Genomic DNA, 21,622 nt, shown 5'->3' on the forward strand with positions numbered 1-21,622 from the left:
ATGGATTAAATTAATGTAGTAACTACAGCTTAGCACATTACCAATTAATATTTAAATTTATTATACAGCTAAAAGCGAGTCACTAAATTGAATTTCTTACTCTAATTTGTGTCCATGAAATAATCATATTGATTAAATATTAATCAATATGGTATAATAACTTATTGTTAATGATTAGATGTATAGGTTTAAATATGCTTACTAAAGACGAAATCCATGCTATGGCACAAAAGGTAGATGATACCTTATCGATCTATAAGAAAAAAGATAAGGTTAGTGACAACGAATTTCAGAAACTTAGAGCATTTCTAAAACAATTTCCTCCTCAAGAAATTATAGAATGTACTAATTTAGATATAGACATCTTAAGAGCTATTCATCAAAAATTAAGAGAATCACAGATAGATGATGCCTTATTGCTTTATAAGAAAGAAGATAAGATTAGTGAAAATGAATTTCAGAAACTTAAAGCATTTCTAAAGCAATTTCCTACTCAAGAAATTATAGAATGTACTAATTTAGATATAGACATCTTAAGAGCTATTCATCAAAAATTAAGAGAATCACAGATAGATGATGCCTTAATGCTTTATAAGAAAGAAGATAAGATCAGTGAAAATGAATTTCAGAAACTTAAAACATTTCTAAAACAATTTCCTCCTCAAGAAATTATAGAATGTACTAATTTAGATATAAACATCTTAAGAGCTATTCATCAAAAATTGGAAGAACCAAAGAAGGTTGATAATTCTTCGGCTGCAGCTAAAACACAAATCACCCAACCAGTGGTTACTGAGGAAAAGAAACAAGAAGCCAAAGAGGAAATTTTCTCTTCAGTAATAGATCTACCAGAATTTTTTACAAGACCAGAGTTTAAAGATGAAATTTTTGCTTCAATGCAGTTTAGTGACGATTTTAGTGAATGCAATTTAATAAAAGATTTAGGCGTAGTCGAACCGAAGCAAAATCCCACGAGTGGAGAGGAATCCACTAAAAAACGATTTTTAGAAGAAGTTAAAGTAGTTGAAGTAATTGATGAAAGACCAAAGAAGGTTGCAAAACCGAGTGAAACTAGTTCATACACGAAGCAAGGTAATTTAAGCTTTTTTCCTAGTAGTGCAAGCCAAAAGAATGCGGTGCTAAGTTCTGCGAAAAACAAACCTATTACTTCTAATGAAGTTATCGACTTAGATGCGATAGATGAGAATTCATTAGAAGCTCTCATAGGAATATCGAGTACCCCATATAATCCATCCTTTTTAGGAAGAAATCCTATCAATTCCTCTGAAGCACTAAAAAAATATAGTTTAGATGAAGATAAATATATGTCATTGGATGAATTATTGAGTCAGTGTGAATATAAAACACTTTAGAGCTTGCAGTAAAACTGCCAAATTAGGGAAATAAGTGGATTTATTAGCAATTTTCAATAATTGTCTGAAATTAAAGTTAAATTGATTTAATCAAATAAAAGGGAACAATTACAAAATTTTTCGAATTGCAGTTTGCTAACAACTATACATTAAGCTGTTTTAAAATCCGCGCAACTTTCTCAAGTCTTTCTTTTCTATCGCCCCAAAGCTCTATAAAGTAAGGCGCTTTCTTGACAGGCATGACCTGATACTTTTGCTCAAAATAAATTTGTTTAAAAAAATTATCAACTTCAGCTCGATAGGATACGTCAATAGGGCGAATCCCATCATCTTCAATGTCAACTAAGTGCTTGTCATTAATTGAAATAAAGATTAAAAGATCAATATATTTCAGGGCCTCCCGAGTTGGAGCAATGAGGCTTTCTATAAATTTCATATCCAGATCAGTTTGTTTATATTTTTCGGTGTACAAGGAATAGGCGATATAGTCTATTGGACAACGGTCGAAGATAACATTGCAGGAAGCATTCTGATATTGCTTAACCCGACTTAAATTATAATAAAATTGTATTCCGTTACAAAAGCGTGTTGAATCCTTACCAAATTTAATATTGTAGTTATCCCGTAAAGCACGATATGGCTCTGTTTCTAGTTGATAATTAGGATGAGCGTCTATAAAATCTTGCACAAACGTGCTTTTACCTAATGAATGGGATCCTGATACAGCAATACGCATAATCTCTCATTCGCTAGTGGCCTGATTTTAAGTATAGCAAGCTTGAGCTAATGTCATATCTTGCCTCTTAAGACACTTAGTAACCTATCTTCATTTGATTTGCTTAAAATCTGGATTAAGCTTTAGTATGCTTAACATAAGTAAGTCATTTTAATTGTATTTATGCAAACTAAAATTACTGTTAGACCTTATCAAGAAGTTGATGCGCCAGCGTTAGCTGCCATCTATTATAACACTATTCATCAAGTAAATAGTCGGGATTATTCGCCTGAGCAAATTAATGCCTGGGCACCGGTTTCTTCTCTACAAGCTGAGCGCTGGAACCCTAAATGGAAAAGAATAGTTCCTTTGGTTGCAATTTTACATGATAAAATTGTTGGTTTTGCTGAATTCGAAGCTACTGGTCATATAGATTGTTTTTATGTGCATCATAGCTATCAAGGACACGGCGCTGGTAAAGCGTTAATGCGTGAAATTGAGAATAAAGCCAAACAAGAGCAAATTCCGCGCCTGTATGCGGAGGTAAGCATTACAGCGAAACCTTTTTTTGAAAAGTGTGGATTTGTAGTTGTTAAAGAACAACAAGTCCTGATTCGTGGTTATGAGTTAACGAATTATAAAATGGAAAAACGATTAAATTCTGATCAAGTCATCATCAAAGAACTTCATGATGAAAGTATACCTGATATAGTACAAGCATTTAATAAATCTAATTGGACTTTAAAATCGCCTTTGCTATTTAAACAATATTTGCAAGAGCAACAACAACAAAAACGTCTGATTTGGCTTGCCTATTATGGTGATTATTTTGCAGGTTACATTACCTTAAAATGGCAATCTAATTATCCTTTCTTCCAAGAAAATCAAATGCCTGAGATTATGGATTTAAATGTATTACCTAAGTTTAGACAATTAGGAATTGGCTCTTTGCTTTTAAATAAGGCAGAGAAAGAGTGTATGGTAAGAAGTAGCTATATTGGTATCGGCGTTGGCCTTTATGCTGACTATGGCGCTGCGCAGCAATTGTATATTAAGCGAGGCTATTTACCAGATGGCCGTGGCATTACTTGTAATTATAAAGCCGCTGTAGCGGGTGAGAGTTATCCCATTGATGATGACTTAATTCTTTGGTTAACCAAAAAACTAAGGTGAAATGCGTATTTTTTGCCAAGTATCATGATGTTTTTGATAGGCAAAAACATCAGATAATTCATCAGTTCGATAACTGTAAAATAAAACATGATTGAATAGAAGTTTAAAACCACAGTAGAAAGGGCTCATGGGGATCGGTGTTTTATTATATTGTTGTTCAAGCTTTCTCCTTTTTTCTTCTAACAAGGTTTTACTGGCAATAGGTTGTCCAGAAGTTGGCGCATAACTATGAAAACGAATTTGAGCAAAAGGGGAATACATTTGCCAGTAATGTTGATTTTCTTTAAGAGATAAGGCCTCAATAGGGCCTTTAAGAATAACTTCACGTTGAAATAGTTCAAACCAAAAAACGATACAAGCAAAGGGGTTCTCACTAAGTTCCATAACTTTTTTAGTTGGTTTCTGAGTAAAAAACAAAAGGCTCTGTTCAGTAATCTCACGAATAGCAACGACACGCCCGTGAGGGTTAGCTTTTTTATCAGCAGTACAAAGAACTGCTTGTTGCGGATTAGGTGCGCCAGCTTGTTGTTCTTCTTCTAACCAAAGGTGTAGTAATTTAATTGGGTGGGACATAATGCGTATGTAAGTTCCATTTAAAATAAATTATTTTACTTATAAAGAAGAGCCATAAAAATAAGATCTTCATAAATCCCATCGACAAAGACTCCTTTTTTATGAATGCCTTCAATTTCAAAGCCAAATTTTTTATAAAGAGAAAGGGCAGTTTGATTATGTTCACGGACTGTTAATTCAATACGCGTTAATCCCTTTTTTTGTGCTTTGTCTAAGGCTGTTTTTATTAATTGGCTGCCAATTCCCATGCGTCGATAGGGAGCTAAAATACCGATGCCTAATACGCCTCGATGGGCAAAAATCGGCCTATCTAAACTAGTAATATCACACCAACCAATAATTTTTCCCTCTGCAATTGCTAATACATGCGGCCAACTTTCGTTAATATTTTTTGCAACAAAATCTATCGTAGTCTCAATAGGTGGGCCTTCTAAAAAAGCTAAATATTTACGTTCCCGAGCAACACTGTCAACTGCTAACCAGAAGTCGTTGATATGTTCTTTTTGAATAGAAATGATCTGATAATCTATCATGTAAAACCTTTTCTTGCGCCCATCATCTTACATTAATATAACAGTCTTAAAGAATAATGGATAACTGTATTAACTGACATTCTTGCGTAGAGAAATCTATTCTGCAAGATAAAGCAGCTTTGAAAAGTAAGTTAGACACAGGCTAGCCCAACATATTAATATTTAATTAGTTTGTTATAATCCTGTTCAAATTTATTCTATTGTCCTATTAAAGGAAATCAAAATTATGCAAGGTAAATTGGAATTTTTTAATAAGCTTTCTGAACCTATTGAAAACGAGACGGGAAAGATTTTAACAATCTTAAAGCCCAACTTGAAGAAATGGTAATTGATAATCAAAGTCTAGGGTTATCCTTCAATAACCATAACTCATGATTTTCTATATGTTCATAAATAGGATTAAATCCCGCTTTACGATAACAGGCAATAGCTTGGTAATTATTTAAATCAGGTGTAACTAAAACAGCAGCAAAATTAGGAAAGATAAACTGCTCAATTAGTAATACTAAGGCTTGCGATCCTAACCCTTTATTAAGCGCTGAAGGCTCACCAATATACATATCAATTGCTGCCAAGCTAGTTGGTAATTTAGTTAAATAATGGTCATTGATAAAACGGTGAGCATCATAGTATTGAATGTAACCAATTTCTTGTTGATTAAATTCAATGATATAAGCATAGATAGGCTCTTTGAAATTACCGCTCTCTTTGTAACCCTCAACATAACTTGCGTATTTTTTCTTAATAAAGGTTATATTCCAATCAATATCACTATCCCACCAAGCTCTAACATGAGGTGTTTGTAGCCATTTTAACAATAAAGGAAAGTCATAATGTTTAAGCGTTCTGAAAGAAAGGGTCATAAAAATTAGTTGGCTGGTAACCTAAAATACTTAAAAAGCTTAACAAAAGATTCTATTAAATCGAATATTATTGAGCGAATGGATTTAAAATACTTTTAATTAGTTTGCTAATTTAATAATAATTTTCGACATCATGTAAAGTCTAGCCCTTTTATTTCTTAAGTGAAGAGTGAAAATTTAGCTAACAATAACTCAAAATGTAATAAATTAGAAAAATTTGTATAAAAATTAACTAAAAAGGGTATAATTATAAGGAAATGAATCTCAGGAAGTAGTTTTATGCCAAAATTTGAAGTTGCTGCCAACAATAGACATGGCAATTTTTCCCTTACATTTCCTGCCCGCGAAGTTCAAAAAGCTGACAATAATTCAAATCAGGGCATTAAATTCTATGGTCAAAGTTTGTCTGAATTACAGATGTTTAGACGTTATGGTAATTTGCCGGATAATAATATATTAAGCAATAAGCTTATTAATATTTTAGGTAAAAATTTACTACGCTTAGCAAAGCAAAGGAGTGAAAGAGTTGAAAGAGTTAATCAATTATTAGAAAAGCAAAAGACTAAGGGTCATTCACGTATATCTGAGTGGCAAAGGGAAATTGAATTTTATTCCGAATTAGAGTCTAGAAGTAATGCTTTTACCATTAGCCTATTAGATACGTTATCTTCATTAGAGGCAACCCGATTTGAATCTAATGATAAGTTGAGGATAGGTAAAGTTGATGATAAATTAAAAGGGGAAATAGGAAAGCTATATGACGAAAGAATTCAATTTATAAATGGTGAAATAACAAAGTTAAAGAATCTTCGTTATATTCAACCTAACAATCAAATTAAAATTGACCGTCTACAAAGGTTAGTGGATCAAATAAATAAAAACAAAGAAGCTCTTTTAAAAGAATTAGGTAAGTCTGATAAACGTTTACAATCTCTCTATCGTAATATTATGGATGACTTTGCTCATGAACAACGCGCTTTAAGCGTTTATCAACACACTGCAGATAGGGCACTTGATTATGCTAATCAAAGTTTAACAGAAGCCTATCAAGATGCATCTTATGCTATGGAAGCCCATGTTTTCAGTCCAGTTAGGCCAACTGATGAACAATTATGGCAAAATTTAGGGGATGATAAAACAATTATTTTAGATAGTCGTAATTTTCCTCATATGAAGAAGGAAGATGCATTATTAAGCGCTGCTTTAATTAATTATAGGAAAGATACGGCTCCTAAAAAACCTAATCCTATAGACGTCACTACAGACAATGTTAAGGCAATTAAAGAAGAAAGTAAAAAGGTAAAAAAATCACAAAAGTCACAAGAAAGCGAGCAAAAGAACGCAAAAGAAAAAAGGAAAGGAAATATTCCTGCTATGGAGAATGTGCAGACAGTTGCTGAGATTATAAATCTTCAGAACAGTTTAGATACGCAATTAGCAGAGGATGCAGAACCTTGTTCAGGCCCGACTAAATTGCATAATCCTGGTGCAGTAAAATTTTATCACTCTAGTGATTTATTTTCCGCCATCGGTTTAGCCTGTGTCGATTTTGGCAAATATTTTGAACATCAAATGGGGGCTAAACATCCAGCGATGACGGGTGCATTTTTCGTTGCCGCATCAGCAACGTTTGGTGCCGCAGGCGTAGGTGCTGCCGGTGGTCATTTTATGCTAACAGGTTTGCACTATATCACTAAAGCACTCACTATTAATGGTAAACTAGGTGTAAGCCCTGAAAAATTAGAGTCAATCATTCAAGCTATTAGTGCGGAGTGGTTAAAGCTTACTCATACTGAAGGTCTAATAGAAACTATCATTATGGATGGTTTTGGTCTTCCTAAGATTAATTATATAGTATTTGACACCATTATTAATGGCTTTGAACATAAGGATACTCTTTATCAACTAGCACAGAACCTAGCTCAGCAGGATTTAGAATATTATACAGCTGGAGAGCAAGCAGGCAAAATTATTATACAAACCGCGCAGGTTGCCGTTTTGTTTGCAATAGCAATTGCTTTAGGCGTAGGTACTTATAAACTTGCTCACTTAGTTGGTCATGGTTTGGGGACAGAAATTGCTAAAGATTCAGCAAGTGCTTTAGAAAAAATCATTAATGTACCTACGGAGGTATTTACTAATTTATTTTTACATCAAAGCGTAGTTAATGAAGTTTTAGCTATTGCTTCAGCCATGTTAACAATTAAAACAGCCGGTTTATTTTTAGGGAAAGGTGTATTGCTCTTAAATCACTTAAAGAATGATCCATTAGTGAAAGTTACTCCTGAAGAAACACAAGCTTATGAATTAATGATTTTCCTTAAAGAGCTATATGAAACAAACTATGAGGAATATAAGAATAAAAAGTCAGGTATTAATATTCAATCTTTGCTTTTTTATCAATATCATATGGAATCATTAATCGCCAAAAGCGATGCAGTAGCCCAATTCTTCGGTGATGATTTTTTGCAGGATATGGGAATACAAAAATCAGCTATGCCCTTATTAACTAAAGTAGGAAGTAAACTTAAAGCCTTTTTTGTCGATGGTGCATGGGATAAAGTAATAAAGCCTTTAGCAATTCTTATTGCTCCCGTTTTAATTCTTCCCTTATTTCTTTTAATTTTTTCTGAGAATTTTCGTAAGCTTTGGATTAATACTTTTATCAACTTCTGTTTAGGAACAATGAAAATAGCTAACATGGCGTTTTCTGCGATTAAAACAATATCTATAGCAACTTATGGCACAATTCAGCGTTTGGCTATGGTCGTTCCAGATGGTTTATTTAATTTAGTAGCTTTAGCTAATTATGGTTTTCAAAAAGGTCGAGCAGCTACATCCAATCCTGTTGCCGGTGTAGTTTTGGGACTATTGCTAGGTGCTGGCACTTTGGTTGGTGGAGCAATGATTAAAACTTTATTGGCTATTGCGGCTTTAACGATTAAAATATTAAGTTTGGTCGGTAAAGTAGTTAAAGGGGTTGCAACAGTAGGCGCTGTCTTGCTAAGTCCTGCAGTAGGGATAGTTGGAACATTAGGTGCATTACCTTATGTTGGAATAAAGAAGTTAATGGGTCATGATATATCGTTGGCTGATACACTTAAAAACGTTTGGACAAAGGGAGTCTTAGGCTTTATTAAAGGTCCAAGCGAAATAGCCAATAGAATTTCAAATAAAATTACCGAACCTTTGTTAAACAAAATCACTTCTGTTTCTCGCGCTATTGATCAGGAAACTCGCAGTGTTAAAGGAGCTCCGACAATTTATCAAGCAAAAGATAAAGTAACCATAGGTATAGGTACTTTCTTTGATAGAGGCAAGGAAATAGTAGGTAATATTTTTTATCAAGTTAAAAATCAAATTATGAGAAGACCAGAACAGTTTCAACAACGATTTAATAAGGTTGATGTTGAAGGGGCGTTTGTGTTTGGAGGTAGTCCTGACGTCTTACGTGAGAAACTTCAGAACCCTGCTCAAAGCGGAAAGAAGGAAAATTTAGACTCACCAGTTAAAGGCTATCAAGCTTCCGGAACTTCTATATTTACAAGTATTTCTCCGTCAAAACCAGAAAGATCAGATAACACTGACAGTTTCTCTCAGGCAGTACAGTAAATAGACGAGTTAGTAATTAATAACTTTTTTTAGATTTTTAATTTTACTATAACAAGAAAGTTTTATTTCTAGACTTTTAGGATACAGTAATTAAAATAAAATTGAATCCAGGTTCATAGAGATAAAGCCTTCATTCGAGATTAATATTTGCTATTGCCCATTGAAGGGTGCTTTTTAAAGCTTGCCCTCTTATCGTAGTTTCTTGATAGTCCAATTCCTGCCTGATTTTACGAGTATCGACAATAATATCTTGCTGCCAATTAAAATGATCTTGTAAATGGTTAGGAAGTGCTATTTTTTCTTTTTCTATAATTTGCCCACACCAATTCATTGAAGTAGCAATGTTTTTTAACCATTGTAATTCTGTTAAAGGTTCTTGTTCACCAACATTATAAACAAATTTACCGACACGATGATCAAAAAGTGCTTTTACTATCGCTAAAGCCATGTCTTTAGCAAAACCCCGCGTACAACGCCATTGCGCTTTTCGGTTATCTAGCAAAATTTCTTTTTTTTGTTGGAGTATATCTTGTAAATAAGGCATAAGCCGTAGGTAATCACCTGGTCCATAAACAAAAGGAAACCTTAAAATGGTGCTAGAAATAGGTGCTTGTTCAATGACGTTTTCTACTTGGATTTTGCTATAGAAACAATTAAGTTCATTTTTATCATTGGTATATTTTTTATAAGGAAAAATTTCTTGTCTTAATAGCGCATCTTCTTTAAGAGGCATTGGCATACAGTGATTAGCTTGCTTTTCCCACAAAAATTCATGAGCAAGGTAGACATCAATACTACTTATGATAATGAGTTTTTTAGCGACCCCGGTAAAGACATCTAATAATTGTTCAGCATCTGATTGTGTCATAGCAAGCATATCTACTACTACATCTGGCTCAAAATTTTGTAAGGTTTTTTTATACTGACTTAAATGACGTCGCTCGCCCACAACTTTGGTAAGGGAAGAAAATAAATGATTATTCGTTTTACCTCGATTAAAAAGTATAACTTCATGGTATTCTTTAATAAGATAATCAATTAAGTAAGGACCTACTAAATTAGTTCCTCCTAAAATTAAAATTTTCATCGCTAATGTTCATCTCCTAAGTCACGAGTGCTTAATGTTTAACTATAAAAGATATACAGTTTGTCATTACCGATTAGGTGACCGCTAATTTTATCTATCTGATAAGATACGGCCGACCTAAATATAAAATCGCTTTCTGCTAGTTAAAAATAACAAGCTGCACTATTCGCATCTTATCTCTCTAAAGATATTTTTTTGTTAAAAACTTATTGCTACTAAAACTATAAAAATATACGATTTTTAGATGCACCTTAGCAATTAAGATTAATGGATAAAAATATATCTTCCAACAATTTAAGTTTAACTTGGCAAGTTTTAGTTGGAAGCTTACTTGGTATCTTAGCAGGTCTCTTTTTTGGTCCTTATACCAAAATACTTCGCCCAATCGGTGAGGTGTATGTCATGCTTATGGAATCTGTTGTTTATCCGTATATTTTTGCTTCTCTTTTACATGGTTTAGGTTCTATAACACCGAAAATTGCTACGAGAATATTTAAAAAAAATTGGGCTTTCTATCTCCTACTCATTAGTATAAGTTTTTTCATAATATGGCTTCTTTCTTTAGCTTTACCTGAAAGTAATTCTTCAATAATTGGGCCAAATGCGACAAGTTCTAATTCGGTTCAAAGTTTTTTAGAGCGGTTAATTCCAAATAATTTATTTTCTGCCTTAGTCAAGAACTATATGCCTGCTATTATTATTTTTTGTTTACTTTTTGGCTTTGCTTTACAACATTACAAAGATAAGCAATCCGTACTGGAAACGTTAAGCACTGTAAAAGCAGCTTCTTTACAAGTGTGGAATTGGGTTATTTTAACGTCACCTTATGCTGCCTTTTCTTTAGTTGCTTATACTACAGGCACAATTTCTTTTGCCACCTTTGAAAACATTGCAATCTATTTAACTTTATTTTTTTTGGCACTTTTCTACTTACTTTCTGGATTATTCCTCTATTAATAACAAGCTTTATTTCCATAACTTATAAAGAAGTCATGCAATTATTGCGTGAAGCGCTTCTTATCGCTTTAGCAACCAGTTTATCTGTTGCAGCTTTACCTTACATTGAATCAGCGACCAAATCGTTGCTGCTAAGAAATAAAAATAAATTAGATGAGGGAATGGAGAAAGTCACTGAAACAATTACGACGATGAGTTACCCATTTGGCCAAATAGGAAATTTATTTCTATATTTATTTATAATTTTTGCTTCTGTTTATTTTCAGCATCCTATTTTTTTAGAAAATCTGGGGAAAGTATTTCTAATAATACTAACTTATTTTTCGTCATTAGGCTCGCCCTCCTCAACAATAGATTCGGTAGGTTTTTTGGCAAATTGGACATTCCTGCCTGTACAAACGACTAGTCTTTTCGTTGAATTGATACCTATCACCCGTTATGGTCAAGTATTAACGTCAGTAATGGGAATGGCATTTATAAGCATCGTTGGCAGTTTTGCTTATTTTAAACTCATTCAAGTTAGATGGCGTGCGCTTATTTTCTGTATTTTGACTTCTGCAATTATTTTATCAATGTTGTCCCTTATAAATATTAAATTTAATGTATTTAATAAAATTACTCCTAATTCTATATTAAATTTTCGCTTGTCTCCGGAAATTATCGCTAATACTAAAGTCACATTTAATGCTCCAATTGCAGAAAATTTCTTAAACTTAAATTCAAGTACGCTACATCGGATTAGGCAAACAGGTATTTTAAGAGTAGGGTATAATGAGCATATGATTCCTTTCGTTTATTTTAATAAATATAATGAGCTAGTAGGATATGATGTTGCCTTTATGTATGATCTAGCCAAAACATTAGGTGTAGCATTATCGTTTATTCATTTTGACTTTATTAATTTGCTTGATGACATTGAAGCTGACAAATTTGATATTGCTATTGGATCAATTTATGTCATACCCAGCCGGCTTTTAAAAGCAAGTTATACCCAGCCTTATTTTCACGATAGACCTGCTTTTATTGTTAAAAAAGAGAGGGTCAATGATTTTAAAGATGTCAATTCAATTGCTCAAATTCAAAATTTAAAAATAGCTGTGTTTAATGACCCAGTCATGGTTCCTCTTGCTAAAGAAAACTTCCCTAATGCTAAGCTGGTTATTATTCCAAATATGGATGCATTAACACCAGAACTTGATGTTGATTGCTCTTTATGGACGCAGGAACATACACAAGCTTGGGCTTCTGTTCATCCAGGTTATGCATCTGTAACATCGTATGGTTTAAAAAATCCAGCTCCCTTGTTAATGGCTTATATTTTAAGGAAAGATGAACAAGACTTCTTATGGTTTTTAAATTATTGGCTTAAAATAAAAGAAACAGACGGTTTTAGGCGACAAGAATATGAATACTGGTTATTAGGAAAACCAAGGCCATCTATGGCACCTAGATGGAGTATTATTCATAATGTTTTACACTGGGTGTGAAAATTATTTAAATTAGAACTCTATTCAAGTTTTAAATAAATGATTATAAATGGCTAAGTATTAAAGCCTATAGATTATTTATTGTATTAATCAATTGTAGGATAGCTTTCATTATGTGACATATAAGAAATGAAGATACTTTTATGTCACATTTATATTAATTAACTTGATAAACCTGACCTGTTTGCGCACCTTCTACACTCTTTGCAAACGCTTTAGCTACGGTTGCTGCTGGAACAGGTACAAACCCCCTAAAAAAATCACCATAACTATCCATGGATTCAGTTAAAACAGTAGGGCTTACTACGTTAATGCGTAACCCTCTAGGAAGTTCGATTGCAGCCGATTTAACAAAGCTATCAATAGCGCCATTAACTAAAGAGGCTGAAGCACCAAACTTAATGGGATCACGGTTTAAAATACCACTTGTTAAAGTAAATGAACCGCCATCTGTCACATAGTCCATTCCAACCATCACCAAATTGACTTGCCCCATAAGTTTATTATCTAAGCCTAAAGCCCAATTTTCATTGGTAAATTCTTTTAATGGGCCAAAGTGAACTTGACCAGTTGTAGACACGACAGCGTCAACTTTACCAGCTTGTTGATACATTTTTTTAATTGATTCCAGACTACCAATATCGACCTGGATATCACCCTTATTTCTAGCAGCTATCATGACTTCATGACGTGATAAAAATTCATCTGCCACAGCTTTTCCTAATGTGCCTGTACCACCAATAATTAATATACGCATTTACTTTCCTAAATGATTGATTGAGCCTAGTAACTTAACTATAAACAGTAGCTGATATTAATAATTTATTTTAATTGATTAAACTTAGCATAAAAATCTTGCCCCAGTAAGTCTTTATATATAGGTAATCAGATATGAAAATAAAGTTTAAGGTAAGACAAATTATTACTGGTGAAACGTTCGAGCTTATCTGGATAGACGCCAATTAAAAAATCACTAAGCCCGTAAGAAAAAGATTCCTCCTCGATAAAAACTCGTTTTTTCTGATTTACAAATGGTAAAAGTAAAAGATCGCCTTCATATTGAACTTCTACAACCACATCAATTTGATCGTAGGTCAAAGTAAGATTAATACTATTAGTAGCTAAATTGCTATAATGAAGATGTTGAATAATAGCTTCAGTGGTTAAAGCAATTCTTTCAATACTTTGTTTATCAATTTTCCATAACTGACCATGTTCTAAAATAAATCTATTTAGTTTTATATTAGACATGTTTTCATTGAAATTTAACACCGCTTGTTTACGAATACCTATGCGGAAGATTAAATGTAAAAATAAAGCAATAATTACCGATAAAGTTAAAGAGGTGCAGGTGAATGTTTGTAAAATAGGTGGTAAGGAGTCATAAAAATTAGGGTAAATTTCACGGCTTAGCCCAAATAATAAAGCAAGACCTATAACATAGGTCATACGCATATCAATATTTTTTGAAGACATCAAAGCAATTCCGCCGACAACCATAAAGCTACCAGTAAACATTAAAGCAGGTCCTATTACAGACATGGGCACAATAAGCAGAACTAAAGCAAACTTTGGTTGTAAGGCCATCAGAATTAAAACAATGCTGGCTGCAAAAGCAATGTACCGACTTGTAGCACCCGCTGCATTAGAAACACCTACAAGACTTGGTCCGGTACTAATACCAGGAATTCCGCAAATACCGGCTACTACAGCTCCCAGACCATCAGCGAATACACCGCCTTTGATAGATTTTAAATCAGGTTTTTTCCAGCTAGGATCGTTGATTTTTTGACATGTAGTAATTACGCCTACTGTTCTTAATGCTGCAGCAATACTTGCAATAAAAAAAGGTAAAATTAACGAGAAGGAAAAATCATAGGAAATGAAGGTTAGATCGGGCCATGCAAAAAAAGGGACTTTATTAAAATTGACATCATTTGTATGAACTACACCTAATAAAAAAGCCACAATATAACCAACGACTAAACCAACAAAAGAACAAATGAGTTTAATAATTCCTCGCCACCAAATACTAAGACCTACCATTATCCCTAATGTAAGCAAAGCAATAAAAATATGTTTCGTTAAGGAAGCATAATGATATTCCTTACCTAATTCTAGAAATTGAGCTAAGCCTTCTAGTCCTAATTCAATACCAACGATACTAATAATAAAACCTGAAATACCTGGGGGGAAAAAAGCACGTAATTGATAGATAAAGCGAGAAAAAAAGATTTCCATTAAACCTGAAAAAATAGTCATACCTAAAACTAAGGGTAAGCCGCCAGCTGTAGCGGCAAGTAGTGAGGCTTTAAGATATATAGCTGAAACTACAGGCGCAGCTAAATAACCGGAGCCAATAGGGGGCTTAAGTGCCTGAATACTAGTAGCAATAGCTAGGGCAATCATACCCATTCTGACAGCATTTAAAGAAGTAGTGTAAGGAAGGTGAGCTGCTTTTACAACGATTACAATTAGTACTAAATATACCGACATCAATACAACATACTGTATTGCTAGCAAACATAATTTTACGAAAGGTGGTTTATCGTTTACTCCGTATATTAACTCATCATTATTCATTAGCGATGATCTGCCTTATTAATTTAGATTATATTATTTTTGGATCTTTATTAATTTAACAACAAATCTTATAGGATTTAGCAATTTAAAATTGCGTTCTTTAGTGAGTATTAAAATTATAGTTTGCCTTTTGCTCTTTCCTAAAATAATTACTCTGAAAAAATCTTTTAGAAATATTATTTTTTTATTTAATTTAGAACATAATTTAAAATTATTATCCTATATGTTTGGTTATTAACCTATTTGAAATAACAATTGTTGCAAATTATAAAATGTTGTTTATTATTATTTAATTAGAGACACTTTATTTAAGAATATCAATCTTTTATGCTAGTCTAATGTTATTTATTTAATTCTTTAAAATAATAGTAACGAGATTAGAATTTAAAAATGATCTTATTACTAAAAATTATTGGATTAAAGGTTTTAATCTATTGAGAATAGGGAAATCATCCATGTCAAAGCTCAATTATTTTAAGTCAATTGCGACTACCTTGCTTCTCTTCTTTACATTTAATTTATATGCACAAGATATTAATTTAGCACTTAATGCTCGTGCCTGGGCTAGCACAGAGGGGCTACCGGCAAAAAATGCTGTTGATGGTAATCCGAATACACGTTGGGGCTCAATTATCGGTATTGATCCTTCATGGCTTGCTATTGATTTGGGAAAAGCTTATTCCTTGGCAAGAATCGTTATTGATTGGGAAGCCGCTAACGCAGAAATATATGAAGTTCAAGGTTCTAATGATGCTAACAATTGGACAGTGTTAGCTAGAAGAACAGGTGGCGTATTTGGGAACCGTACTGATACAGTAAATGTCTCTGGTAATTATCGTTATATTCGTATTTATGGTATTAAGCGCAGTGTAGGAAATCAGTGGGGTTATTCCATTTGGGAGTTAAAAGTCTATGGCACCGATTCTAATCCACCAGATGGCGATGATAATTTTGTCCCCTTATTTTCAAGTAGTACGCCACTTGAGCCTAGTACAGTCATAGAAACACCTACTGCTTTAATTACGCGCTTTGCTGATCGAGCTCGTGACAGACATGCACGTGAAGATCAATATCGGGCTTATGATCACTATCTACCGTTCTATTGGGAGCATCGTACTATCCAAGTAGAAATGATAGATGAGGTGGCTAAAGGCGGTAACAGAATTATTGTTAACGTAAAAACTTTGTGGCCACTAAGTGCACCAGAATTTAGAGCTTTTTATCGAGGTGTTAATACGGTTGCTGAGTATTTTCATAACGTTTCAATGAGAGTAACAAGTGGTGATAGATTAAATTATCAAACAATAATCACTACTAATCCTAAAGAAGGTCGCGCAATCAGAAATGGCGATCGAATGGAAATAGAAATTAGCGAATTTCTTGCTAATCCGCCACGTGGCCGCGCTAATTATTATGGCACTGCCTTTTTATATATTATTGGGCAAGGACTCGTGCCTTGGGAAGCACGTGGGGTGTTTGGTGATCCACGCACGGAACGAGAAGATTCTTATCCTATTCCCGTTGAAGCTTGGTTAGGTGGAAAAACTACAATACATCATCAGTATACAAATGAACCCAAAGATTTATTTAAACAGATGGCTACCAATACATCAAATATTAATGGCCAGCCTTTTATGTTAGGACGTCGCGTTCATCATACTGATATGATAAATGGTGCGCATTCAGAGCCAGGTAATCCAGGTTTTCCTGAATTAGCTAACAAAGTTGGTGTCAATTACATCAATCGTTCTTGCGTAGGATGTCATGTAAACAATGGCCGGGGGCTTCCACCTGCAGTTGGTACCGTTCTAAATAATTATATGATTATAGTGACAGATGCCAATGGTAATCCTCACCCAACGTTAGGTTCGTTTTTACAACCGTTTTCTACTTCAGGTACGCCTGAGGGTACGGTAAGAATCCAAAGTTGGACTGAAACTAATGGACTTCGTCGGCCTAATTTTCAATTTAGCCCTGCAGTAACGCGGTTTTCACCACGTATTACCCCTCAACTTGTGGGTGCAGGCTTATTAGAAGCTATTCCTGAAAGTGCCATTGTCGAAATAGCTAATAATCCAAATAAAGGCAACGGTGTTGCTGGACGTATTCACCTTGTTTATGAAGCAGGCACTACAATTCCTCGGGTTGGACGTTTTGGTTGGAAAGCAGCAAACGCTACTGTTAGGGATCAAATTGTTACTGCTTTACGTAATGATATGGGCGTTACTAGCTCTGTTATGCCCCAACCTGATTGTGGTCCACAACAAACCAATTGTGGTCCTACAGGTGCCGAAATTAGTGATACCTATATAAATCAGTTAACAACATATATCCAACTTTTAGGAGTTCGCGCTCAGCGCAATTCTGAGAATGCAGTTGTTAAGCAGGGTAAAGCTATTTTTAGCCAAATTGGATGTGCGGCATGTCACGTACCAACCTTTACTACTAGTCCTTATCATCCAAAGGCTGAGCTAAGAAATCAGGTTATTCACCCTTATACGGATTTGTTAGTACATGATATGGGTCCTGAATTAGCTGATACTCTTCCCGAGATTAATAATGTAAAACCAAATGAATGGAGAACGGCGCCTTTATGGAATATTGGTTTAACTGCAGGAGTTAGTGGCGGCGAAGCCTATTTACATGATGGCCGTGCACGAACCTTAAATGAAGCTATTTTATGGCATGGTGGAGAAGGTTCTGCGAGTCGGACAGCCTACCAAAATCTGTCTGCTGATCTTCGTAATGCTTTAATTGAATTCTTAAAATCACTCTAATTTTGCAGAGAGTATGCTTGTTTAACAAGCATACTCTCCTCGTTTCAAAAATAGATCTCTTTCCAAACTGCCATTGATGGTCAATCTCGGCCGAAAAAAGTATTCAAAGCCTGTCCCCATGTAGATAAGGATGCTCATATACTTTATGACACGGTACTTTTTCGGCCTTTTCGACCGACCTGGTCTCATTACCGTCAGTGTGGAAAGTGGCTAATAGTTAACAAAAGATTGCTTCAGAATTAAACTGCCATATAATGAGTACTTAAGTAACTGCACTATTAGTATTTCATGAAAAGATTTATTTTATCACTGTTAATGTTCGTTTTATCCTCGCCAATAGTATTTGCTTACCCTGTAGGTAATGCCTTTCCGCCTTTTAAAATAGCCGGAAATCTTTATTATGTTGGTATGGATGATTTGGCAAGTTATTTAATCGTGACTAAGGAAGGTAATATTTTAATTAATAGTGATCTTGAAGCTAATATTCCCATGATTAAAGCTAATATTCAAAAGCTTGGCTTTGACTATCGCGATACTAAAATTCTTCTTATTAGTCATGCCCATTTAGATCACGCTGCAGGTAGTAAGTTAATTAAGCAGGAAACCAATGCTCAATATATGGTTATGGCTGAGGACGTAGCTACAGTTGAGTCTGGAGGAACAGTAGATTTTTTCTATGCTAATGATAAAAGTATGTATTTTCCAGCAACTAAAGTTGATAAAATTTTACACGATGGTGACCAGGTAAAGCTTGGAGATACAGTATTAACTGCTCATTTAACGCCTGGGCATACTAAAGGTTGCACCACATGGACTATGCAAGTGAAAGATAAGGGCAAAACATATCAAGCAGTAATTGTCGGTAGTCTTAATGTGAATCCTGGTTACCCATTAGTTAATAATAAAACTTATCCCAATATTGCTGCAGATTACAAGCGAGCCATTGAAGCCTTAAAAAGCTTACCCTGTGATATTTTCCTTGGTGCTCATGCTATGTATTTCGATCTTAGTAAGAAATATGCACTTTTAAATAAGACTCAAGTCACCCCGTTTATCGATCCAGATGGCTATAAAAAACATATAGAGCAGAAGGCGAATGAATTTAATTTAAAACTTAATGAGCAAAAAAATAATTTATAGATTAAAGGCTTAAACTTTTAATCAGTTTATAGTTTTGCTTAGTTTATCGTATTGTAGATTAAATAAAGGGTATTTTAAATTTAATTTGCATAAATGGTAAAGTAAGCAATCGCTAGCACTTGATTATTTTTACTTAAGAAACGTATGCCTGCTAGAATTTTTAATGGGAGTTTTGAACAGGTTAGTCAGTATCTTGGGTAATTTAAAAGTATATTAGCCAAAGAACAAGTTTTGATACAAGCTGTTAGGAAAGATCATAGTTGTACGTCATTTTTTAGTTCAAATTACACTTTTTAATGATGAAGAAGTATATTTTTTTAAGGAAAAAGAAGAGCATTTCAATCTTCATACCGAAAATGCCTGAACTAAATCAAGTAAAAGGTTTGAACTCTGCTAGTAGGCAAACTACTATAAGCGATACATATGTTATATCAACAAAGGTCCAAAAAGCCTTCCAGTTTTTATGATAAACAAGAAAAAGATTTTAATATCGATGCTTCTTGTTTGACAACACAAAATCACTAAGTATAAATAAATTAATTTGCAAATAATCTTAAGTGGATTCGTTAAATGATTACCATTTTATTTTATAAATTTATTTTGCAGTATTGATGTTTAAATTAAAACTAACTTGATATTTAATTAATCATTTATTATATTACTTGCTTTTTTTGCTAAAAGGCTGAGTAATGAGGAAAGATTTAATAAAATTAATAGAGCAATTACCTAAGCGAGATAAAGAACAGCTTGATAAACTCAATCCAAAATTAAAGTCCTTACTTTTTTCAAATCATCCAGAACGATATTTATTAACAATTGGTTTAGATTTGCAAGCCTATAAACAAACCAATCTTATACCTGAAGCGATAAAAATATTGTTGTTAGAAAATATACTAAATTCAACTTCACCTGAAGACACATTAAAAATTATTTATCATTTATTAAAACTAGAATTTCAAGCAAACAGTGCTGATCCTATTCGAAGTGGTAATAGATTAATTGGCTTATTCATGCGCTCTTTTATTGCAAAGGAGGAAACTAAAGATGAGTCTGCTGATTTTAATTATGAGGGGGCAGTAAAGCATACAAAATTTCACGAAAAATATAATGCTCGTAATAAGGATAAAAAATTAAAGCATTATGTTGATGTGATACCCAATAATGTCAAACGTATGTGGCTTATTATGCAAAAAACTGCTGAACTTGAGCTTAAAGATGATTATCCCAATTTTGCTGCAAAAGGTTTAGTGTCAACGCCGCCTTTTCATTACACACAGATGTTACCTGCAAATACGTTAGAAGAAGCAAGGGCCAATACACTTGAAATACCAGTGGTAACAACAGCCGAGGAAGGGGAGCAAACGCTTAAAGAACTTACTCAAGGTGTTACTTTGCCAGTATGGGTAGGTAAAAATAAGGACATGCAAGAAAAACTTGAAATAGAAGTTGCTAATTTTTTAAATGAGTTAAAAGCAGATATCAAAAAGACATCTTGGCAAGCAGCAGGTTTTGGAATATTTAAAGGTAGTGTAATTAATGAAGGACAGCGCGTACCCCATAGAGTTGATAAAATTCTCAAGACTATTAAACAGTTTGAAGAAAGGAAATTAAACGCCGTAAGTGCGTATGATAAAATAGTAGGTCATGCGGAAGATGCTTTAATATCACCCCGGCGTGGGCAGTGCAAAACTACAACTAATTTCTATCAAAAAATAGCAAGTCATGACTGGTTAGCTACTCGCGAGGAACTTAGAGAGACGCAGTTAGCTTTATGAATGTAATTAATTAATATTTTAATGGTAGTTCATTTCGAATAGCGGATAATTATTTATAAAGTAGTATTGATTATCAAAATAGATTCCCGCCTACGCGGGAATGACTTGTGAAATAACGATTGATCAATTAAGTGCAGCAATTTTGCATAATTGGTGCACTTAGAAAAATTAAATAGCTGATTTCTATTTATCTATGTCCATGGTAGTTTGATGAAGCGCCATAACCACCAATATGTCCATGATTAGTACTAACCGATCCACTATGACCATGATGGTTGCTAGCGCTCGAAAAAATACCATGCCCATGATAAGAGGAAGTAGTATGACTGTGGTAATTTGAGTCAAAAGGATTGCTGCTATGTCTGTGCGTGGTACCAACATCTACAATAGGTGTACTAAAGAAACTAGACCGATAAAATGGGGAACTATAAGCTGTTGTGTACGACCTTCCTGGAAACCGACAGGCACTACTAAAAAGGAATGGCAGTAAACAAACAGCGCCAATGGTCAGTAAAACAACCGGTAGCGCAATTGGTATTATAGGTGAGACAGCTGCTGCTGAGGCAAGCAAAGCTGTTGTAGGAGCTGCTGCTGACGCTTTTATACTTAATGCAGCAATAACACCTAACGTAACGACTGCTGTCCCTGCTAATGCGAGTAAACATTTTAATTGGAAACTGGAATTATTTCTTGCTAAGTCTTTTAAAGCCATTATTTATTTCCTTCTCTTTTTTATTAAAATGACATATTCGTTATCTTATGAAGTTGAGTCAATATATTTTATTTATTTATTGCAATATAAGTTTATTTTTTGAATTAATTGGATTAAATATATATTTAAAAGTGACGGATAGATCATCTTTATGCACCAGAAATAGATTTTTGCTCATGTGCAAAATGAATAGGCTTCAAATACCTTTATGCCTATCTGCCTATGATTTACACTGTCTTATAATAGTTCGAACTAGAAGCTA

At 33.9% G+C, this 21,622-nt stretch carries 16 protein-coding genes; 8 read left to right on the forward strand and 8 right to left on the reverse strand.

The genetic code is table 11. From position 1 onward, the window contains the following. Positions 1-194: 194 nt before the first annotated feature. On the forward strand, positions 195-1,373 hold the full coding sequence (locus E1P04_RS10620; RefSeq protein WP_131782881.1) for a hypothetical protein: 1,179 nt from the start codon (positions 195-197) through the stop codon (positions 1,371-1,373). Between the two features lie 142 nt (positions 1,374-1,515). Here E1P04_RS10620 and E1P04_RS10625 read toward each other — a convergent pair whose 3' ends face one another. Next, a complete protein-coding gene (locus tag E1P04_RS10625; RefSeq protein ID WP_131782882.1) occupies positions 1,516-2,109 on the reverse strand; it encodes an AAA family ATPase in 594 nt (197 codons plus the stop codon). A 162-nt stretch (positions 2,110-2,271) separates the two neighbouring features. Between E1P04_RS10625 and E1P04_RS18085 the strand changes: the two genes are divergently transcribed. Continuing rightward, positions 2,272-3,261, forward strand: coding sequence for a GNAT family N-acetyltransferase (locus tag E1P04_RS18085; RefSeq protein ID WP_131782883.1), 990 nt, complete (start codon positions 2,272-2,274; stop codon positions 3,259-3,261). Here E1P04_RS18085 and E1P04_RS10635 read toward each other — a convergent pair. The 3 genes from E1P04_RS10635 to E1P04_RS10645 form a co-directional block, all read right to left on the reverse strand. Continuing rightward, positions 3,253-3,834: a pyridoxine/pyridoxamine 5'-phosphate oxidase gene (locus tag E1P04_RS10635; RefSeq protein ID WP_165482751.1), complete on the reverse strand. Its 582-nt coding sequence runs from the start codon at positions 3,832-3,834 to the stop codon at positions 3,253-3,255. The genes E1P04_RS18085 and E1P04_RS10635 overlap by 9 nt on opposite strands. A 35-nt stretch (positions 3,835-3,869) precedes the next feature. Then, complete coding sequence (locus tag E1P04_RS10640; protein WP_207386012.1) at positions 3,870-4,367, reverse strand: GNAT family N-acetyltransferase; 498 nt, start codon at positions 4,365-4,367, stop codon at positions 3,870-3,872. A 335-nt stretch (positions 4,368-4,702) separates the two neighbouring features. Then, positions 4,703-5,230 (reverse strand): GNAT family N-acetyltransferase, encoded by a 528-nt coding sequence (locus tag E1P04_RS10645; protein ID WP_131782885.1) that lies wholly within the window; start codon positions 5,228-5,230, stop codon positions 4,703-4,705. Positions 5,231-5,509: 279 nt separating this feature from the next. On the opposite strand from E1P04_RS10645, the gene E1P04_RS10650 reads away from it, so the two are divergent. Then, a complete protein-coding gene (locus tag E1P04_RS10650; RefSeq protein WP_131782886.1) occupies positions 5,510-8,842 on the forward strand; it encodes a hypothetical protein in 3,333 nt (1,110 codons plus the stop codon). A gap of 130 nt (positions 8,843-8,972) precedes the next feature. Here E1P04_RS10650 and E1P04_RS10655 read toward each other — a convergent pair whose 3' ends face one another. Beyond that, positions 8,973-9,929, reverse strand: coding sequence for an NAD-dependent epimerase/dehydratase family protein (locus E1P04_RS10655; protein ID WP_131782887.1), 957 nt, complete (start codon positions 9,927-9,929; stop codon positions 8,973-8,975). 267 nt (positions 9,930-10,196) lie between these two features. On the opposite strand from E1P04_RS10655, the gene E1P04_RS10660 reads away from it, so the two are divergent. Together E1P04_RS10660 and E1P04_RS10665 are read left to right on the forward strand one after the other, a co-directional pair. Further along, entirely contained in the window at positions 10,197-10,886 is a 690-nt protein-coding gene (locus E1P04_RS10660; protein ID WP_131782888.1) for a dicarboxylate/amino acid:cation symporter, read from the forward strand. Between the two features lie 35 nt (positions 10,887-10,921). Beyond that, positions 10,922-12,373 carry an ABC transporter substrate-binding protein gene (locus E1P04_RS10665; protein ID WP_131782889.1) on the forward strand — a complete coding sequence of 484 codons (1,452 nt, stop codon included), beginning with the start codon at positions 10,922-10,924 and terminating at the stop codon, positions 12,371-12,373. 157 nt (positions 12,374-12,530) lie between these two features. Here the strand turns inward: E1P04_RS10665 and E1P04_RS10670 are convergent, their stop codons facing one another. Together E1P04_RS10670 and E1P04_RS10675 are read right to left on the reverse strand one after the other, a co-directional pair. Continuing rightward, the gene (locus E1P04_RS10670) at positions 12,531-13,130 is read right to left on the reverse strand and encodes a short chain dehydrogenase (protein WP_131782890.1); all 600 of its coding nucleotides are present in this window, start codon (positions 13,128-13,130) and stop codon (positions 12,531-12,533) included. 128 nt (positions 13,131-13,258) lie between these two features. Beyond that, the gene (locus E1P04_RS10675) at positions 13,259-14,956 is read right to left on the reverse strand and encodes a uracil-xanthine permease family protein (protein ID WP_131782891.1); all 1,698 of its coding nucleotides are present in this window, start codon (positions 14,954-14,956) and stop codon (positions 13,259-13,261) included. Between the two features lie 455 nt (positions 14,957-15,411). Between E1P04_RS10675 and E1P04_RS10680 the strand changes: the two genes are divergently transcribed. From E1P04_RS10680 to E1P04_RS10690, 3 genes are all read left to right on the forward strand, one after another. Further along, complete coding sequence (locus E1P04_RS10680) at positions 15,412-17,733, forward strand: di-heme oxidoredictase family protein (protein ID WP_131782892.1); 2,322 nt, start codon at positions 15,412-15,414, stop codon at positions 17,731-17,733. Between the two features lie 288 nt (positions 17,734-18,021). Next, positions 18,022-18,873 carry a subclass B3 metallo-beta-lactamase gene (gene bla, locus E1P04_RS10685; protein ID WP_131782893.1) on the forward strand — a complete coding sequence of 284 codons (852 nt, stop codon included), beginning with the start codon at positions 18,022-18,024 and terminating at the stop codon, positions 18,871-18,873. A 689-nt stretch (positions 18,874-19,562) separates the two neighbouring features. Then, positions 19,563-20,648, forward strand: a complete 1,086-nt coding sequence (locus E1P04_RS10690; protein WP_131782894.1) for a hypothetical protein — start codon at positions 19,563-19,565, stop codon at positions 20,646-20,648. Between the two features lie 187 nt (positions 20,649-20,835). Here E1P04_RS10690 and E1P04_RS10695 read toward each other — a convergent pair whose 3' ends face one another. Continuing rightward, positions 20,836-21,360: a hypothetical protein gene (locus tag E1P04_RS10695; RefSeq protein ID WP_131782895.1), complete on the reverse strand. Its 525-nt coding sequence runs from the start codon at positions 21,358-21,360 to the stop codon at positions 20,836-20,838. Positions 21,361-21,622 lie beyond the last annotated feature (262 nt).

The organism is Legionella gresilensis, from assembly GCF_900639865.1.
Taxonomy (GTDB): Bacteria; Pseudomonadota; Gammaproteobacteria; order Legionellales; family Legionellaceae; genus Legionella_C; species Legionella_C gresilensis.

Bases quoted from the DNA above. Each gene is read 5' to 3' on its own strand.
- E1P04_RS10660 (WP_131782888.1), top strand. From the start codon at position 10,197: ATGGATAAAAATATATCTTCCAACAATTTAAGTTTAACTTGGCAAGTT.
- E1P04_RS10640 (WP_207386012.1), bottom strand. From the start codon at position 4,367: ATGATAGATTATCAGATCATTTCTATTCAAAAAGAACATATCAACGAC.
- E1P04_RS10635 (WP_165482751.1), bottom strand. From the start codon at position 3,834: ATGTCCCACCCAATTAAATTACTACACCTTTGGTTAGAAGAAGAACAA.
- E1P04_RS10670 (WP_131782890.1), bottom strand. From the start codon at position 13,130: ATGCGTATATTAATTATTGGTGGTACAGGCACATTAGGAAAAGCTGTG.
- E1P04_RS10690 (WP_131782894.1), top strand. From the start codon at position 19,563: ATGAGGAAAGATTTAATAAAATTAATAGAGCAATTACCTAAGCGAGAT.
- E1P04_RS18085 (WP_131782883.1), top strand. From the start codon at position 2,272: ATGCAAACTAAAATTACTGTTAGACCTTATCAAGAAGTTGATGCGCCA.
- E1P04_RS10655 (WP_131782887.1), bottom strand. From the start codon at position 9,929: ATGAAAATTTTAATTTTAGGAGGAACTAATTTAGTAGGTCCTTACTTA.
- E1P04_RS10675 (WP_131782891.1), bottom strand. From the start codon at position 14,956: ATGAATAATGATGAGTTAATATACGGAGTAAACGATAAACCACCTTTC.
- E1P04_RS10625 (WP_131782882.1), bottom strand. From the start codon at position 2,109: ATGCGTATTGCTGTATCAGGATCCCATTCATTAGGTAAAAGCACGTTT.
- E1P04_RS10650 (WP_131782886.1), top strand. From the start codon at position 5,510: ATGCCAAAATTTGAAGTTGCTGCCAACAATAGACATGGCAATTTTTCC.
- bla (WP_131782893.1), top strand. From the start codon at position 18,022: ATGAAAAGATTTATTTTATCACTGTTAATGTTCGTTTTATCCTCGCCA.
- E1P04_RS10680 (WP_131782892.1), top strand. From the start codon at position 15,412: ATGTCAAAGCTCAATTATTTTAAGTCAATTGCGACTACCTTGCTTCTC.
- E1P04_RS10695 (WP_131782895.1), bottom strand. From the start codon at position 21,360: ATGGCTTTAAAAGACTTAGCAAGAAATAATTCCAGTTTCCAATTAAAA.
- E1P04_RS10645 (WP_131782885.1), bottom strand. From the start codon at position 5,230: ATGACCCTTTCTTTCAGAACGCTTAAACATTATGACTTTCCTTTATTG.
- E1P04_RS10620 (WP_131782881.1), top strand. From the start codon at position 195: ATGCTTACTAAAGACGAAATCCATGCTATGGCACAAAAGGTAGATGAT.
- E1P04_RS10665 (WP_131782889.1), top strand. From the start codon at position 10,922: ATGCAATTATTGCGTGAAGCGCTTCTTATCGCTTTAGCAACCAGTTTA.